The organism is Bacillus sp. FSL K6-3176 (assembly GCF_038003325.1).
GTDB classification, from domain to species: domain Bacteria; phylum Bacillota; class Bacilli; order Bacillales; family Bacillaceae; genus Bacillus; species Bacillus altitudinis.
The window spans coordinates 52,372-67,365 of record NZ_JBBOOX010000001.1 but is presented as its reverse complement, the minus strand read 5'-3'; the positions used below and the strand labels follow the sequence as shown (position 1 = coordinate 67,365).

Genomic DNA, 14,994 nt, shown 5'->3' with positions numbered 1-14,994 from the left:
TGTTCAATCAAAAAATATACCTGCATTTAAACGCACTCATTATATCATACGTGACTGGCAAGCCGTTTCTTTCTAAGGAGTAGACGATACATTCATTGTTTTGTTTCATCCCATATAAAAAACGCCGACAAAATCAGATGATTTCATCGGCATTCTTTCGTTTTATCAAAATGATATAGATTTATTAGACCTAATGTTCCATTTGACGGGCTAAGAAGCCAGCTGCCGTTTCTGCCGCTTTATGCTCCACTTCTCCCATTGAACGCTCTTTAGAAAATAAGACGACGGCGCCAATTGGATCTCCGTTTGCAACAATAGGTGCAATGGTATAAGCTGATACATCATCATCAATACCATCCACAAGCTGAATTTCTTTCTTGCTGTCCTCTAATACAGAATTACGCTGATCCATTGTTCGTTCAAGTAAATCACTAATGGATTTGTTTAAATACTCTTTTTTTGAACTACCGGATACAGCAATATACGTATCACGATCACAGATGAGGATAGAATGACCCAAACTGTCGAATAATGCATCAGCATATTCCTTCGCAAAGTCTCCTAGCTCACTAATCGGTGAATACTTCTTCAAAATGACTTCTCCATCGCGGTCGACAAAAATCTCAAGTGGATCTCCTTCCCGGATGCGCAATGTTCTGCGAATCTCCTTCGGTATAACCACTCTACCTAGATCATCGATGCGGCGTACAATTCCAGTTGCTTTCATTCACTGCTGCCTCTCTTTCGTTTGATGATGTGTTGGGTGAATGGAACAAAAGCGTCCACTTTATGCAACATTCACCACTTGACCCTGAGATTAGTATCCGTCACATCAAACGTAATATACACGAGAGACCAACAAAATTTTATGAAGATGGAATGGTTTCTTTTTTCACATCTTGAAGACCTCGAAGCATACGAAGAATGACTTCAAGCCACTCCTCCGTTTTCTTGCCTTTTGTTTGGACAGAAATAATCAGCTTGCTGCCTTCCATGCCAAGACCGATATCACGTCCATATTGACTGCCAAGCTCAAATAATTTTTGACCATCGATGTCGCTGCTTGCTTTTTCATCGAGAGTGAGTCTAACAATGCCTTTCTCCATCTTGATCAACTCGACACGTTCCTGCACAGCGTACACCTTCATCGTCGCAATCGTGAACAAATCAGCCACTTCTTGCGGATATTCTCCGAATCGGTCAATCATTTCATCTTGAAGCTCTTTCCGCTCTTCTATTGATCCAATCGCTCTAAACTGTTTATACATCTCGATCTTTTGTTTGCCATCAGAAATATAGCTATCTGGAATGTAGGCATCAATTTGGAGATCAATTTCCGGCTCAAATTTTTCTTGAGCAGTCGTATCGCCTCTTCTTTCTTCAATGGCTTCTTTCAGCATTTGAGAGTAAAGGTCGAATCCAACAGAATCAATAAATCCATGCTGCTGTGCACCAAGTAAGTTCCCTGCTCCTCGAATTGTTAAATCACGCATCGCAATTTTAAAGCCTGACCCAAGCTCAGTGAATTCTTTAATGGCTTGAAGTCTTTTCTCAGCTACTTCAGAAAGCACTTTATCTTTTCGATAAGTGAAATAAGCATAGGCCACACGATTCGAGCGCCCAACTCGTCCTCTTAACTGGTACAGCTGCGAAAGCCCCATTTTATCAGCATCATGAACAATGAGCGTGTTCACATTTGGTATGTCTACGCCCGTTTCGATAATGGTTGTACTGACGAGTACATCCGATTCACCTTCTAGGAAATTAATCATCACGGATTCCAGCTCGTTCTCACTCATTTTCCCGTGTGCGTAGCTTACTTTTGCGTCTGGAACAAGCATCGAGATTTCATCTGCTTTTCGTTCAATATCCTCCACTCGGTTATAAAGGAAGTACACTTGACCGCCTCTTGCCAATTCTCGCTCAATAGCTTCTCTAACTAACGCACCATTGTACTCGACAACATAGGTTTGAACTGGGAAACGGTTCTCAGGTGGCGTTTCAATAACAGATAAGTCACGTACGCCAAGCATCGACATATGAAGCGTACGAGGAATTGGCGTTGCCGTTAACGTCAGCACATCAATATTGGCTTTCATTTGCTTAATTTTCTCTTTATGCGTCACACCAAAGCGCTGCTCTTCATCGATAATTAACAGTCCTAAATCCTTGTACACAATGTCTTTTGAAAGAAGACGATGCGTCCCAATGACCATATCAATGGTTCCGTTTTTCAGCCCTTTTAAGGTTTCTGTTGTTTCTTTTCGTGTACGGAAGCGGCTAAGCTGAGCGATTTTAACAGGATAGTCTTGGAATCTGTCCATAATCGTGTCAAAATGCTGCTGCGCTAAGATCGTTGTTGGTACAAGCAGTGCCACCTGTTTCCCGTCAGCAATGGCTTTGAAGGCCGCTCGAATCGCCACCTCTGTTTTTCCATAGCCCACATCTCCACAAAGCAGACGATCCATCGGGCGCTCCCGCTCCATGTCTTGCTTGATTTCATGAATCGAGCGAATTTGATCATCTGTTTCTTGGTAAGGGAATGCAGATTCAAACTGGCGCTGCATCTCATGGTCAGGCGAGAAGGCATACCCTTTGCTTGCTTCACGTTCTGCGTACAGCTTAATCAGATCATCTGCAATGTCCTGCACAGATGATTCTACTTTTTTCTTCACGCGCTTCCAGTCGCTACCGCCTAGTTTGTATAGCTTTGGTTCTTTTCCTTCTGACCCTACATACTTCTGCACCTGATCAATTTGTTCAACAGGGACATAAAGCTTATCGCTTCCTTGATAATGAATATTTAAATAATCTTTATGAATGCCGCCAATTTCAAGCGTTTCAATTCCTAAATACTTACCGATCCCGTGGTTAATGTGCACCACATAATCGCCCACCTGCAGCTCTGAATAGCTTTTGATTCGCTCTGCGTTTGTCAGCTTTTGCTTACGTGCCTGCTTCTTCACACGTTTCTTGAAAAGTTCACCCTCTGTAATGACAGCAATTTTGGATAAAGGTAGTTCAAAACCGGTTTGAAGCTCACCTTGTAAAATATATACTTGCCCGCTGACAAGCTCAGCATCAGGTTTAGCAAGAGCTGCTTCAATGTCATAATCATGCAAGACAGATGACAACTTCTCTGTCCGCTCTTCATCCGCACCTAAAAAGACAACCGTATAATTCTGCTTTTTGTAGCGTTCAATTTCACTTGCAAGCACATTCATCTGCCCGTGGAAATTCTGCATTTGCTTACTAGATACATTGACGATATTTTGCGGATTGGTCTGCTGAACATGTCTCAAAAATAAGGAATAGTACAGAATCGATCTCGATTGCTGATTGAACAGCTCTTGAAATGGGAAGGAAAGGGCTAGATCATGCAGGATATTCCCTTCTTCCAGCAGACTAATTGTCCAATCTGCTTCTTCCTGTTCAAGCTGTTCTTCCATCTCCTGAATTCTGCTGATTTCATCTAGAATGATAATCGTATCCTGCGATGTATAATCTAGCAAACTAGCAGGCTTTTCATAGAAATAGGACAGATACTTCGTCATTTCTTGTGTCACAATACCTTCTAGCAGCTTCTCACGATCAGCAGAAATATTCTGATGGAGCAGTTCTTTTTGTTTATCCGAGTTGAATTTCTTTAAGCTGCTGGCAAGACCTTCGTCAAGCTGTTCAATCGCTCTCACTCGTTCAGGCCCTCTTACAATCAGCTCTTTCGCCGGGCCAATCTTGATTTCTTGAAGTGTTTCCAATGAACGCTGCGTGTCAGAGTGGAAGGACCGAATAGAATCCACTTCTGTATCAAACAGCTCAATACGGATCGGGTGGTCTTCCGTTAACGCATAAATGTCAATGATTCCTCCGCGCACACTAAAGTCTCCGGGCGCAGCGACCATGGACGTCCGGTCATAACCGATTTGCACGAGTTGTTTTGAAAACGCCTCCAAATCAATTTCTTCACCAACCTTTAAATGGATCTGACTCTCCTTCCAGAGCTCAACAGGAGGAAGCATTCTACGCACTGCAGCTGCTGGGGTCACGACAATCGGATTTTCTCCATTCGCGAGACGATTCAATACATCAAGACGCTGCGCTCTAAGCTCAGGGCTTGCCACAGCAATTTCAGATGCAATGAGTTCATTGACAGGATAAAGAAGGACCGAGCGATCTGGCATCACACTTGCTAGATCATCTGTGACCTTCTGCGCTTGATATAAGTTGTGTGTCACAATAAACATCGGCCGCTTTAATTCGTCTGATATGGCGGCTGTAAATAAAGATCTGACGGAGCCTGATAGTCCGGCGAGCAGTTGTTCTTTTAAACCTTCCTTTAGCCCATTGAAAATGGACTGAAAATCATCACTTTGTTTGATAAATGATTGTATATTTTTCATTTGGCTCCTCCTCCCTGCTTGTTTAAAACAGAAAAACGCTTTGGTCTATTATCTACACCAAAGCTTTTTATTGAATAAAGGTATGATACTGATGGTAATCAGGATTTCTTTCGAGCGCCTCTTGGCAATCCTCACAAATGGTTTGTACATGTAAATCACCATTTTCCCTATAAGAAATCATATCGTTTCTTTCCTCATTTGTTAAGTGATGAAATCCAAGTGCTTCACTTTGGACAGCGGATTCATCTAGACTGCCAACCTTTACACCACAGTGCCGGCAGTAATAGTGCAAAGCCATACGTGATCCTCCCATGCTGAGATTTTATGATCAGTATGTGCTTTGCTTATCATTCTTATACCTTCTTGTTAAAATCATTCATCACTTCTAAAAAAGGCTTTGTTAAAGCCGCTTCACAAGCTTCAACGGATGCTTGAATAGCAGATGAGATATCAGGCTGTTCTTCCTCTGAGAAGCGTCCTAGTACGTAATCGACGACCTTCATGCCGTTTTGTGGACGGCCAATACCGATACGGAATCGGTCAAACTCAGGTGAACCTAAATGCTGAATCAACGATTTGATTCCGTTATGTCCGCCTGCACTTCCTTTTGTACGCAAACGAATCCGGCCCGTTGGCAAATCAAGATCATCATAGATGACCTTCAAATGTTCAAGGGGAATTTCATAGTAATCCATCAGCGGACGCACACATTCCCCTGATAAGTTCATATATGTAAGAGGCTTCACAAGTAGAACCTTTTGCCCCGAAACAAACCCAGTTCCATATTGTCCATGGAATTTTGATTGATTTAATGGGATGTCCCATTTTTTTGATAGTTCATCTATTGTCATAAACCCGACGTTATGTCTTGTTTTTTCATATTCTTTTCCTGGATTACCCAATCCAACGAACGCAATCATGAAACCAATAACCTCCTTTGTCGCACATGCACACGCCTAAAAAATGAGCCAATGTGATTGCCTCATGCAAAACATATGAATTCTTTTCATTCTAGCACAAAAGACGTAACCGCGGGAGGGTTACGTCTCTAATTGACCAGTTATTCTTCGCTATCATCTTTTTCTTTAATGGCCTCAGGCTCTTGCGTTTCCTCTTCACTATCTGGCTCTGGAACCTCTGATTGCTGAGGCGGTAAGATCGAAGCAACAACTTCTTCTGGATCATTATTAATTTGATACGTAGACTGAACAGACAGATCACCAACTGTTAGTACGTCATTTACTTCTAAGTTTGTAATATCAGCTTCAATATTTTGCGGGATATCCTTTGGTTTCGCTGTAATGGATAGCTCAAATAGTGGCTGCTGAAGCACACCGCCATCCTTTACCCCTTTGGATTCGCCAATGAGTTGTACAGGTACATCTGCGTCAATTTCTCGCTGTAAGTCGACCACTTGGAAATCAGCGTGGACAAGCTCATTTTTCAACGGATCTGTTTGCAGTTCTGTCACCATCACAGATTTTGTTTCACCGCCAACGTCTAATGTGATGATTGTATTTTTTCCTTCATCACGTAATGTCTTTAATAAATCAATGCTGTCTAATGAAACAGCCAGATTGTCTGTATTTTTTCCGTATATGACACCAGGAACGTGTCCTGAATGACGGATTTTTTGCAGTGTGGAACGTTTGAAATCAGTTCTTTTATTTGCTTTTAAAGTTGCCATATTCAGCACCATCCTATTTCTTTTTTGTCACTACTTTCATAAATACCCATAACTGAATCATTTTAAACATGTTTGGCTTTCATTTATCACAGCAAAAAGACCCCAAGCTGATGCCTAGGGCCTTTTTCAATCAGAAAATTAGCTGAAAAGGTAGCTCACAGATTCTTCTTCATGTACACGAATGATGGCTTCTGCAAGCAAAGGCCCAACTGAAAGCGGAATGAATTTTCCAACTTTCTTGTCATCTGTTAAGTGAATACTGTTTGTCACAACTAATTCTTTAATTTTAGAGTTTGTAATACGTTCTACTGCTGGTCCAGACAATACTGGGTGAGTACAACAAGCATAGACTTCAGCCGCTCCATTTTCCACAAGTGCATTTGCAGCAAGTGTAATCGTACCAGCTGTATCAATGATATCATCGATGAGAATCGCCGTTTTGCCTTCAATGTTCCCAATGATGTTCATCACTTCAGCCACGTTCGGCTTCGGACGACGTTTGTCGATAATGGCGATTGGTGCTTTCAGGCGGTCCGCCATTTTGCGCGCACGCGTAACACCACCGTGGTCAGGAGACACAACAACGATATCATTCAAGTTTTTCTGTTCGAAATAGTTTGTTAAAATTGGCACAGCCATTAAGTTATCGATTGGAATATCAAAGAAACCTTGGATTTGCGGCGCATGAAGATCAAGTGCAATGACACGTGTAGCACCTGCTGTTTCAAGTAAGTTCGCAAAAAGCTTCGCTGTGATTGGCTCACGAGGTTTCGCCTTACGATCTTGACGTGCATATCCGTAATAAGGGATGACAATATTGACCGTTTTCGCAGAAGCGCGTTTTAGTGCATCTACCATAATGAGTAGCTCCATAATGTGCTCATTGACTGGCGCACTAGTAGATTGAATAACATAACAATCACAGCCGCGGATACTTTCTTCAATATTGATTTGGACTTCACCGTCACTAAAACGTTTAACAGAGCTCTTTCCTACATCAACTCCGATACGATCGGCAATTTCTTTGGCAAGTTCAGGGTTTGAATTCAAAGAGAATATCTTTAAATTCGCATCAGCATAACGATTAGACATGGTAAACCTCCGGGTATTTGGATTATTTTTTATGAATATTTTTCACATAATCTTCTTTATTGACTTGTCTTGCTCTAGCAATAGACAATGCATCCTGCGGTACATCTTCTGTAACCGTTGAACCGGCTGCAACATATGCCCCTTTTCCGACAGTGACTGGTGCAACGAGATTTGAATTGCAGCCAATAAATGCGCCATCTTCAATCTTCGTTAAGAATTTATTCTTCCCATCATAATTAACTGTAATGGATCCACAACCAAGGTTTACATCCGTTCCGACCTCTGCATCTCCAATATAACTTAGATGCGACGCTTTGCTTCGGTCACCGAAAACTGTTTTCTTGATTTCGACAAAATTCCCGATCTTCACTTCATCGCCAATTTTCGACAACGGGCGAATATGAGCAAACGGTCCAATTGTCACATCTACCCCAACTTCACTATCGCAGACAACAGACTGCTTAATGACTGTCCGATCTCCAATTACGCTATCAACAATTTCAGTGTTCGGACCGATTGTGGCATCTGCACCAATCTTTACATTCCCTTTGATGACCGTCCCAGGATAAATCATTGTATCTTCACCGATGACTGCATCTGGCGAGATATACGTGTTCTCAGGATCAATCAAGGTTACACCATTCTTCATATGCTGATGATTAATACGTCGCTTCATGAATTGCTCTGCTTGTGATAGAGCGATACGATCATTGACTCCAAGTGTTTCTTCAAAATGCGGTGTTTGATACGCTGCAACCGTCTGTCCTTCATTCTTTAGAATTTCAATGACATCTGGCAAATAGTATTCACCTTGTGCATTTTCATTTGACACTTGCTCAATCACACGGAAGAGATCTTCATTTGAAAAGCAATAGGTTCCAGTATTAATTTCATTTACTTGACGTTCAGCATCATTTGCATCTTTATGCTCGACGATTTTTACTACAGCACCTGTTTCATCACGAATAATACGTCCATAACCTGTTGGATCATCCGCGTGTGCTGTCAAAATCGTCACTTTCGCTTGTTGTTTTTGATGCTCGCTTAACATGGCTTCCATTGTTTCCGCTGTCAATAATGGTGTATCTCCACAAATGACAATGGTTGTTCCCTTTTCCTGCGCGAGGAACGATTTGGCTTGTTTGACGGCATGTGCTGTTCCCAGCTGTTCTTCTTGAAGTGCATATTCACTTCTGTCCCCAAGCTGCTTCTTGACGTCCTCTGCTCCATGACCGACAATCGTCACAAGCTTGGCTAAAGATAGCTTTAACGCTTGATCTGCCACATGCTCGACCATTGGCTTTCCGCAAACTGGATGAAGTACTTTGTATAACTTTGACTTCATTCTTGTTCCTTTTCCCGCTGCTAAAATCACTGCGAACCGCTTATCCATTGATTGGCCTCCAATATCCCTATTATCCATAGAAAAATATATCCTAAATAAGGACTGATTTCAAGGATACAAGAGGAAGTGCATTAATTTTCTAATGAACGGGAGACATAAGGAACAAGAGAAAAAACGCAAAAAAGACAGCATTTAAAAGAAAACATTCATTTTCTCTTAAAGCTGTCTTTTTAGGTTCACATATCTTTAAGAAGCTCCAGCTTCTTCATATTCAATTGTCTCTTCCTCTTCGCCTAAGCGATGATACTCATTTAAAACAGCATCTTGGATTTTACCCCGAGTGCTTGAATTAATTGGATGTGCAATGTCGCGAAACTCTCCATCAGGCGTACGTTTGCTAGGCATTGCAACAAACAAGCCATTGTTTCCATCAATCACACGAATATCATGAACAACAAATTCGTGGTCCAGCGTGATGGATGCAATCGCCCTCATGCGACCATCGGTATTCACGCGGCGTAATCTTACGTCAGTAACTTCCACAGTAGTTCACCACCTTTTCCCAATATAAAAGCATTAATTAGGTATTCAACGATTGTGGTGATTCTCCTGCTCTTTTTTTAAACTTTTTTTGAAATATCGGGATATTTATACATTTTTTGTCATTTTAATGACGACGCTTACATCGGTTGCGTGAAAAAAGACATCATGACGATGCCTTTTCATACATATAATGAAACCAAACGGTCTCCAAAGAGATGGCCTGTTTATTTCACTAATGCCACAACTTCAATTTCTACAAGTGCATCTTTTGGAAGTCTGGCTACTTCTACACATGAACGAGCTGGCTTATGTGTATGGAAGTATTCACCATACACTTCATTCACTTCAGCGAATTGTTCCATATCTTTAATGAAAACCGTTGCTTTCACGACTGTTTCAAAGGAAGCACCCGCTGCTTCAAGGACGGCTTTAAGATTATGAAACACTTGATGTGTTTGTTCTTTAATATCTCCATTCACAAAATCTCCAGCTGGCGTTAACGGAATCTGCCCTGAGCTGTAAAACATGTTATTGACGATAATCCCTTGAGAGTAAGGTCCAATGGCTGCTGGCGCGTTTTTGGTTTGAACAACTTTTGTCATATCAATCTCTCCCATTCAAATACATGTTTGATCAAAGCTTAAGCTTTCGAATGAAAAAACTCGTGGAAATTGCCTTCATTAATCTCAATGATTTTCTGCTTCATATCAATGGTTGAAAGCTTTAAAAGTGATACATATTCATCGACAAGACGTTCATCTACGCCTTCATCTTCTAATAAAACACCGATCCCTGCAACATTTGCATTAAATTCCTCTAGAAGATTCATCATGCCATTAATGGTTCCGCCTGCTTTCATAAAGTCATCAATAATCAACACATTGGATCCTTTATCTAAGCTCCGCTTTGCAAGTGACATGGTTTGAATTCGGTTAGAAGAACCTGATGCATAATTAATACTCACAGTTGATCCTTCAGTTACCTTATTATCTTTTCTAACGATCACAACAGGCACATTTAAATAACCTGCAACAGAATAGGCAATCGGAATACCTTTCGTCGCAACAGTCATGACAACATCAATCGGTCGATCCGAAAAAATGGTCGCAAAAAGCTTACCGATTTTCGCAAGAATCGATGGATTGCCTAAAACATCAGTTAAATATAAATAACCGCCAGGAAGCACACGTTCAGGAGTTGATAATGCCTCTCCGATATCGTTGACGACTTCGTCTGCTTCTTTTAGATGAATCTTTGGAATATATTTCACTCCGCCAGCAGCGCCAGGTACAGTAAGTAAAGTCCCTATTCCCTGCTGTTCGAAGGTCTGTTTGATAATCGTTAAGTCTTCACTAATAGAGGACTTCGCAGATTGATATCGCTCTGCAAAAAAAGTTAAAGGTACTAGTACGTGCGGGTGGGTTAACAAATAATTTGTTAAGTCCACCAATCTGCCGCTTCGACGAAACTTCATGAACTTACCCCCAGAACCCGAATAATTTATGAATAATATAACTTAATATACGGATTTAATCAAGGGTATTTTGTTCGCCGATCATGCGGACAGCGTAAACCTGATCACAAAATCCTCTCAGTCCGTTATATATTCTTTGTACCTTCGATTCATATTGAATCAAGCCAAATACAGTTGGCCCGCTGCCGCTCATTAATACAGCATCTGCTCCGAAACGCTTCATCTGTCTCTTAATCATATCGACTTCCGGATACATCTTTAATGTCACAGATTCCAACACGTTACCGAGTGAGCCGCACATCTCTTTATAATCTTTCGCTTCAATTGCTTCAATCATACGCTGTACATTTGGGTGTTCTACTTTGCTTGCGTCATATTGTCTGTAGACCTCAGCTGTAGATACCCCAATCACCGGCTTCGCTAAAATCACCCAGCAATGCGGCGGTGTCGCAATATGCTTTAGTTTCTCTCCACGTCCTGTCGCTAGCGCTGTCCCTCCGTGTACACAAAAAGAGACATCTGAGCCGATCTCCGCTCCAAGCTCAGCTAGTTCATCTAACGTGAGATTTAACTTCCACAAACGGTTTAAGCCGCGAAGCGTTGCTGCGGCATCACTGCTGCCTCCAGCTAAACCTGCTGCGACGGGAATTGCTTTTGTGATGACAATCGATACGCCTTTTTGAATACCGAATCTTGTTTTTAATAATTTAGCTGCCTGATAAGCCAAATTCCGTTGATCATCTGGCACAAAACGATTATGAGATGATACACGGATTTCGTCTTTGTCCAGCTCCGTCAGCTCTAGTCGATCTGCAAGATCTATTGTTGTCATCACCATCTCCACTTCGTGATATCCATCCGGTCTTTTTCCATGAACATCAAGTGAGAGATTAATTTTTGCCGGTGCTTTTTCTAAAATACGCAAACATTTCACCTACTTCTCCATCTAAACATAAGTATCAATATTGTATCACATTTGATGGATCTGATGAATATTGGCTTTTGCCCCCAGCACACTCACTTTTTCAAGCAAAAAAGACCAGAGACACCCGAGGTATCCCTGATCATTTCTTTATCGTTGATTCTCTTCTTGAGCCATGTGCTGTTGAGCTAATTCAATGGCACGTTTGACCATATTTCCTGCGTCACGCGCACGAATCTCTCCCCAGCCTCCATTTTTGACGGTATCATAAAATCCAAGATCCTTCGCCAGCTCGTATTTGAACTCATCTGACATAATGCCTCGGCGTCTACCCAAACGAAACAGCCCCTTTGGTCGAGAATTCGAATCATCGCCACTCATTTGTGGCTTTCTTATTTTGCATCGATTCCTGCCTTTTACCCCTTTCAAATAATGGACAGCCTCCCATACAGAAAAAAGGCAAAACAAAAAGCAGTAAACAAAAAGTTCACTGCCCATTAATAGGCGACTGAGCTAGCGGTATCATCGAACGTTAATTCGACCGTCTCAGTCAGTATATCTGCATAACTGTAAGAAACTCTTTCAAACGAATTCTCATCTTGATCTAATTGAATCACAAAAACAGAAGGGTACGTTTCAGCTAAAATGCCCGAACGCTCAATTGTTTTTCGGCGGCCTCCGTTAGCCTTTAACGTCAAACGTTTACCTAAGTTACCATCAAGCGATCTTTTGATGTCGGACAAAGTCTTCGCCATTGCATCCACCTCACTGAGATAATTATACAACAACGGCCCATTTTTGTCAAATAAAAATTAAATTATATCAACCAACACGAGCCATTGTCAACAAAATAATTTTGACAAACTTCTACCTTTTCTCCTCCCTATTTTTCTCAAATTCCGGTGAATTATGTATTCATATGAAATTTCTTTTTGAGCATAAAAAAAACCAGACTGAAATCAGTCGGGTTATGTCGATTCATGGTCTCTTTTATATGGCATACCTACCCTTAAAACACCCCTTGTTTCAATCCCTCCGAGACCTTTTTCTCTCGTCAGTGTATTTCGGAGCACATCCCACACGTTGATTCGATCTACAAATGGAGTGAAGCTGATCTTGGCAACAATATAGACGGGGTCAAGTGCATGAATGTTGACACGTGAGGGTGAGCTTGCAAAATTAGCACCTGCTTGAATTAATGATTCAAAATGAGATTGGCAGGCACCTGCAAAGATCACGAGCTGATCTAAATGCGGAACCTTCCTTCTTGCCTTTTGAACCGTTTCAACGAAATGACGAGAATGACGATATGCACCGATATCGTGTACACCGCCCTTTTGTTTAGAATACGCATCATGTCCTGTGATGACCAAAATATCAGGCCGGTATTGATCAATTAATGAATCAATCATGCTTGGCATTTTCTTCTCGTGGCAATGCACACCATACACAGGTACACCAATTCTTTCATATACATCTAAGCATTTCTTTAAGTATGAAGCATCTCCATCTAAATGCAGAACCTTTCCGGGCATATGAAAATACTGCTCCTGATGCTGATATTGTCCAGACGTATAATACTCTTGTTTTTCACGAAGCAGCTGATAATCTTGCCTGAGTAAGTCGAGCGATTCGTTAATTTTCCGTTCATCGTCTTTCTCTCTTGTCAGTTGCTCCTCTTTTTGAATCAAGACCAAATCTGACATCTTCGCATCGGCGATCAGCCTCACTTCATTCCCATGCAAAATGGCGGTGGCTTCGTGCTGGTCTGTCTCATCAATTCGAATGATACGAAACATAATATCCATCTGATAGGATGCCCTCGTCACCATATCTCCTATTTGAAATTGCATGCTTTTCACTCCACAATCAGGCTCTTATCCTGTTGGTATCGTCTTACGCTACACTTGTTCTTCTTTCAGGTGTGTTGTTCTTTCTAGCCTATGCCTGAACAGGTGAAGTGGTGAAAACCAAAAGAAAAAAGCCCTTATGAAAGGGCTTTGTGTAAAACATTGGACAAACGGGCAAATTCATCGATTGATAATGATTCACCACGGCGTTTCCCATCAACCTCAGCTGTTACAAGGGCTTCTTCAATGATGGCTTTATGTTTCTTGCCATCTGGCAGATTGTTCATCAAGTTATTCATCAATGTCTTCCGGCGCTGGCCAAAACTCGCACGAATCAGTTGAAAGAAAAACGTATCATTGTCTACTGAGACCGCAGGCGTTTCACGAACAGTTAGTTTGATTACCGCTGAATCCACATTTGGTTGTGGGACGAAAACCGTTTTCGGCACAACCATGACCGTCTTCGCTTCTGTATAAAATTGCACTGCAATCGACAAAGAGTTGTATTCTTTTGATGAAGGAACAGCAGCCATGCGATCTGCTACTTCTTTTTGCAGCATGACAACGATTCCTTTCAATGGAAGGTTTTCTTCAAGCAATTTCATAATAATTGGTGTCGTCACATAGTAAGGAAGGTTTGCTACGACCATTACTTCTTTACAGTCAGCAAACTGTTCTTCAATCACCTTTCTTACATCTGCCTTCAATACGTCTTGATGAATAATGGTGACATTATCATATGGAGAAAGCGTATCGTTTAAAATCGGCAATAGGCGCTGGTCGATTTCAAAAGCCGTGACTTTCTTTGCCCGTTTGGCGAGCTGTTCAGTCAACGCACCGATACCAGGGCCAATTTCAATCACACCTGTCTCATCCGTAATCTCTGCATGATCGACAATGCGATCTAAAATATTCGTATCAATTAAAAAGTTTTGACCTAAGCTCTTTTTAAAAGAGAAACCGTACTTCTTCAGTATTTCCTTCGTTCTGATGGGCGTCGCAATATCTTTATTCATCGGCTTCCTCCTGCATGACGGTCTTTAAGGCCGCAATAAAATCCTCTTTCGTTATTTGGAACATGTGAAGACGCTTTTGCAGCTGCTTCGCATTTGTATATCCTATATTTAAAAGCACACCTAATCGTTCGCGGCGGCGTTTTGATGCTTCGCCTCCGATAAGGCCTGCGTCAAATAAATCGTCTAACGTAATCTCGCTTTCTGATTCTTCCATTTCCTCATGGACATGAGCAAGGCATTCTCGAATACTATCCAAGGAAGCATGCTCAACACCAATTCCTTTGTCCCGCTTCGCTTTCGCAAGGTGTTTTGGTAAAAAGGCGTGCTTACAGCCAGGGACAGCCTCTGCGATGGTTTTACGGATCTTTTCCCCAGGGAAATCAGGATCAGTTAAAATGATAACCCCCCTCGTCTCCTGAGCAAGACGCACTTGTTGAATGACTGTATCGCCAATGGCAGATCCATTCGTTTCAATCGTATCTGCATCAACTGCCATCTTTACTCTAGCAGTGTCGTCACGACCCTCCACCACAATGATTTCTTTGATTTTCATGTATTCCTCCGCTTGCAAAAACAATCTACATTTTTTTGTCAAAAAATGAAACCTTCCATGCTGCTTTTGCGTCTAATTAATTAGAAAACAGTGCTTCTATTATAACCAAAAA

16 protein-coding genes are annotated in these 14,994 nt (G+C 41.6%); all 16 read right to left on the bottom strand.

Annotated features, from left to right (window positions below; genetic code table 11):
- Positions 1–190 precede the first annotated feature (190 nt).
- Positions 191–727, bottom strand: coding sequence for a stage V sporulation protein T (spoVT, locus tag MHB38_RS00350; RefSeq protein WP_007496196.1), 537 nt, complete (start codon positions 725–727; stop codon positions 191–193).
- A 139-nt stretch (positions 728–866) separates the two neighbouring features.
- The gene (gene mfd / locus MHB38_RS00345) at positions 867–4,400 is read right to left on the bottom strand and encodes a transcription-repair coupling factor (RefSeq protein ID WP_008341846.1); all 3,534 of its coding nucleotides are present in this window, start codon (positions 4,398–4,400) and stop codon (positions 867–869) included.
- A 67-nt stretch (positions 4,401–4,467) separates the two neighbouring features.
- Entirely contained in the window at positions 4,468–4,698 is a 231-nt protein-coding gene (locus tag MHB38_RS00340) for an anti-sigma-F factor Fin family protein (protein ID WP_003217967.1), read from the bottom strand.
- A gap of 55 nt (positions 4,699–4,753) precedes the next feature.
- On the bottom strand, positions 4,754–5,320 hold the full coding sequence (gene pth / locus MHB38_RS00335; protein WP_008341851.1) for an aminoacyl-tRNA hydrolase: 567 nt from the start codon (positions 5,318–5,320) through the stop codon (positions 4,754–4,756).
- 140 nt (positions 5,321–5,460) lie between these two features.
- Positions 5,461–6,087 (bottom strand): 50S ribosomal protein L25/general stress protein Ctc, encoded by a 627-nt coding sequence (locus MHB38_RS00330; protein WP_008341853.1) that lies wholly within the window; start codon positions 6,085–6,087, stop codon positions 5,461–5,463.
- 138 nt (positions 6,088–6,225) lie between these two features.
- Complete coding sequence (locus tag MHB38_RS00325; protein ID WP_003217907.1) at positions 6,226–7,179, bottom strand: ribose-phosphate diphosphokinase; 954 nt, start codon at positions 7,177–7,179, stop codon at positions 6,226–6,228.
- Positions 7,180–7,201: 22 nt separating this feature from the next.
- On the bottom strand, positions 7,202–8,572 hold the full coding sequence (glmU, locus tag MHB38_RS00320) for a bifunctional UDP-N-acetylglucosamine diphosphorylase/glucosamine-1-phosphate N-acetyltransferase GlmU (RefSeq protein ID WP_041091578.1): 1,371 nt from the start codon (positions 8,570–8,572) through the stop codon (positions 7,202–7,204).
- Between the two features lie 198 nt (positions 8,573–8,770).
- Entirely contained in the window at positions 8,771–9,067 is a 297-nt protein-coding gene (gene spoVG / locus MHB38_RS00315) for a septation regulator SpoVG (RefSeq protein ID WP_008357439.1), read from the bottom strand.
- A gap of 224 nt (positions 9,068–9,291) precedes the next feature.
- Entirely contained in the window at positions 9,292–9,669 is a 378-nt protein-coding gene (ridA, locus tag MHB38_RS00310; RefSeq protein WP_008341860.1) for a 2-iminobutanoate/2-iminopropanoate deaminase, read from the bottom strand.
- 38 nt (positions 9,670–9,707) lie between these two features.
- On the bottom strand, positions 9,708–10,541 hold the full coding sequence (gene purR, locus MHB38_RS00305) for a pur operon repressor (protein ID WP_007496210.1): 834 nt from the start codon (positions 10,539–10,541) through the stop codon (positions 9,708–9,710).
- A gap of 55 nt (positions 10,542–10,596) precedes the next feature.
- Complete coding sequence (ispE, locus tag MHB38_RS00300; RefSeq protein WP_017366435.1) at positions 10,597–11,466, bottom strand: 4-(cytidine 5'-diphospho)-2-C-methyl-D-erythritol kinase; 870 nt, start codon at positions 11,464–11,466, stop codon at positions 10,597–10,599.
- A gap of 147 nt (positions 11,467–11,613) precedes the next feature.
- Complete coding sequence (locus tag MHB38_RS00295; protein ID WP_017366434.1) at positions 11,614–11,799, bottom strand: small, acid-soluble spore protein, alpha/beta type; 186 nt, start codon at positions 11,797–11,799, stop codon at positions 11,614–11,616.
- Positions 11,800–11,960: 161 nt separating this feature from the next.
- Positions 11,961–12,218, bottom strand: coding sequence for a biofilm formation stimulator Veg (veg, locus tag MHB38_RS00290; RefSeq protein WP_003217979.1), 258 nt, complete (start codon positions 12,216–12,218; stop codon positions 11,961–11,963).
- Positions 12,219–12,431: 213 nt separating this feature from the next.
- Positions 12,432–13,316: a sporulation peptidase YabG gene (yabG, locus tag MHB38_RS00285; RefSeq protein WP_007496216.1), complete on the bottom strand. Its 885-nt coding sequence runs from the start codon at positions 13,314–13,316 to the stop codon at positions 12,432–12,434.
- A gap of 134 nt (positions 13,317–13,450) precedes the next feature.
- Positions 13,451–14,329, bottom strand: a complete 879-nt coding sequence (rsmA, locus tag MHB38_RS00280; RefSeq protein WP_008341873.1) for a 16S rRNA (adenine(1518)-N(6)/adenine(1519)-N(6))-dimethyltransferase RsmA — start codon at positions 14,327–14,329, stop codon at positions 13,451–13,453.
- Positions 14,322–14,882 (bottom strand): ribonuclease M5, encoded by a 561-nt coding sequence (gene rnmV / locus MHB38_RS00275; protein WP_008341876.1) that lies wholly within the window; start codon positions 14,880–14,882, stop codon positions 14,322–14,324. Before rnmV ends, rsmA begins: the two co-directional genes overlap by 8 nt.
- Positions 14,883–14,994 lie beyond the last annotated feature (112 nt).

Excerpts from the sequence above, each read along its gene's own strand:
- spoVT (WP_007496196.1), bottom strand. The coding sequence starts at position 727 with ATGAAAGCAACTGGAATTGTACGCCGCATCGATGATCTAGGTAGAGTG.
- mfd (WP_008341846.1), bottom strand. The coding sequence starts at position 4,400 with ATGAAAAATATACAATCATTTATCAAACAAAGTGATGATTTTCAGTCC.
- MHB38_RS00340 (WP_003217967.1), bottom strand. The coding sequence starts at position 4,698 with ATGGCTTTGCACTATTACTGCCGGCACTGTGGTGTAAAGGTTGGCAGT.
- pth (WP_008341851.1), bottom strand. The coding sequence starts at position 5,320 with ATGATTGCGTTCGTTGGATTGGGTAATCCAGGAAAAGAATATGAAAAA.
- MHB38_RS00330 (WP_008341853.1), bottom strand. The coding sequence starts at position 6,087 with ATGGCAACTTTAAAAGCAAATAAAAGAACTGATTTCAAACGTTCCACA.
- MHB38_RS00325 (WP_003217907.1), bottom strand. The coding sequence starts at position 7,179 with ATGTCTAATCGTTATGCTGATGCGAATTTAAAGATATTCTCTTTGAAT.
- glmU (WP_041091578.1), bottom strand. The coding sequence starts at position 8,572 with ATGGATAAGCGGTTCGCAGTGATTTTAGCAGCGGGAAAAGGAACAAGA.
- ridA (WP_008341860.1), bottom strand. The coding sequence starts at position 9,669 with ATGACAAAAGTTGTTCAAACCAAAAACGCGCCAGCAGCCATTGGACCT.
- purR (WP_007496210.1), bottom strand. The coding sequence starts at position 10,541 with ATGAAGTTTCGTCGAAGCGGCAGATTGGTGGACTTAACAAATTATTTG.
- veg (WP_003217979.1), bottom strand. The coding sequence starts at position 12,218 with ATGGCGAAGACTTTGTCCGACATCAAAAGATCGCTTGATGGTAACTTA.
- yabG (WP_007496216.1), bottom strand. The coding sequence starts at position 13,316 with ATGCAATTTCAAATAGGAGATATGGTGACGAGGGCATCCTATCAGATG.
- rsmA (WP_008341873.1), bottom strand. The coding sequence starts at position 14,329 with ATGAATAAAGATATTGCGACGCCCATCAGAACGAAGGAAATACTGAAG.
- rnmV (WP_008341876.1), bottom strand. The coding sequence starts at position 14,882 with ATGAAAATCAAAGAAATCATTGTGGTGGAGGGTCGTGACGACACTGCT.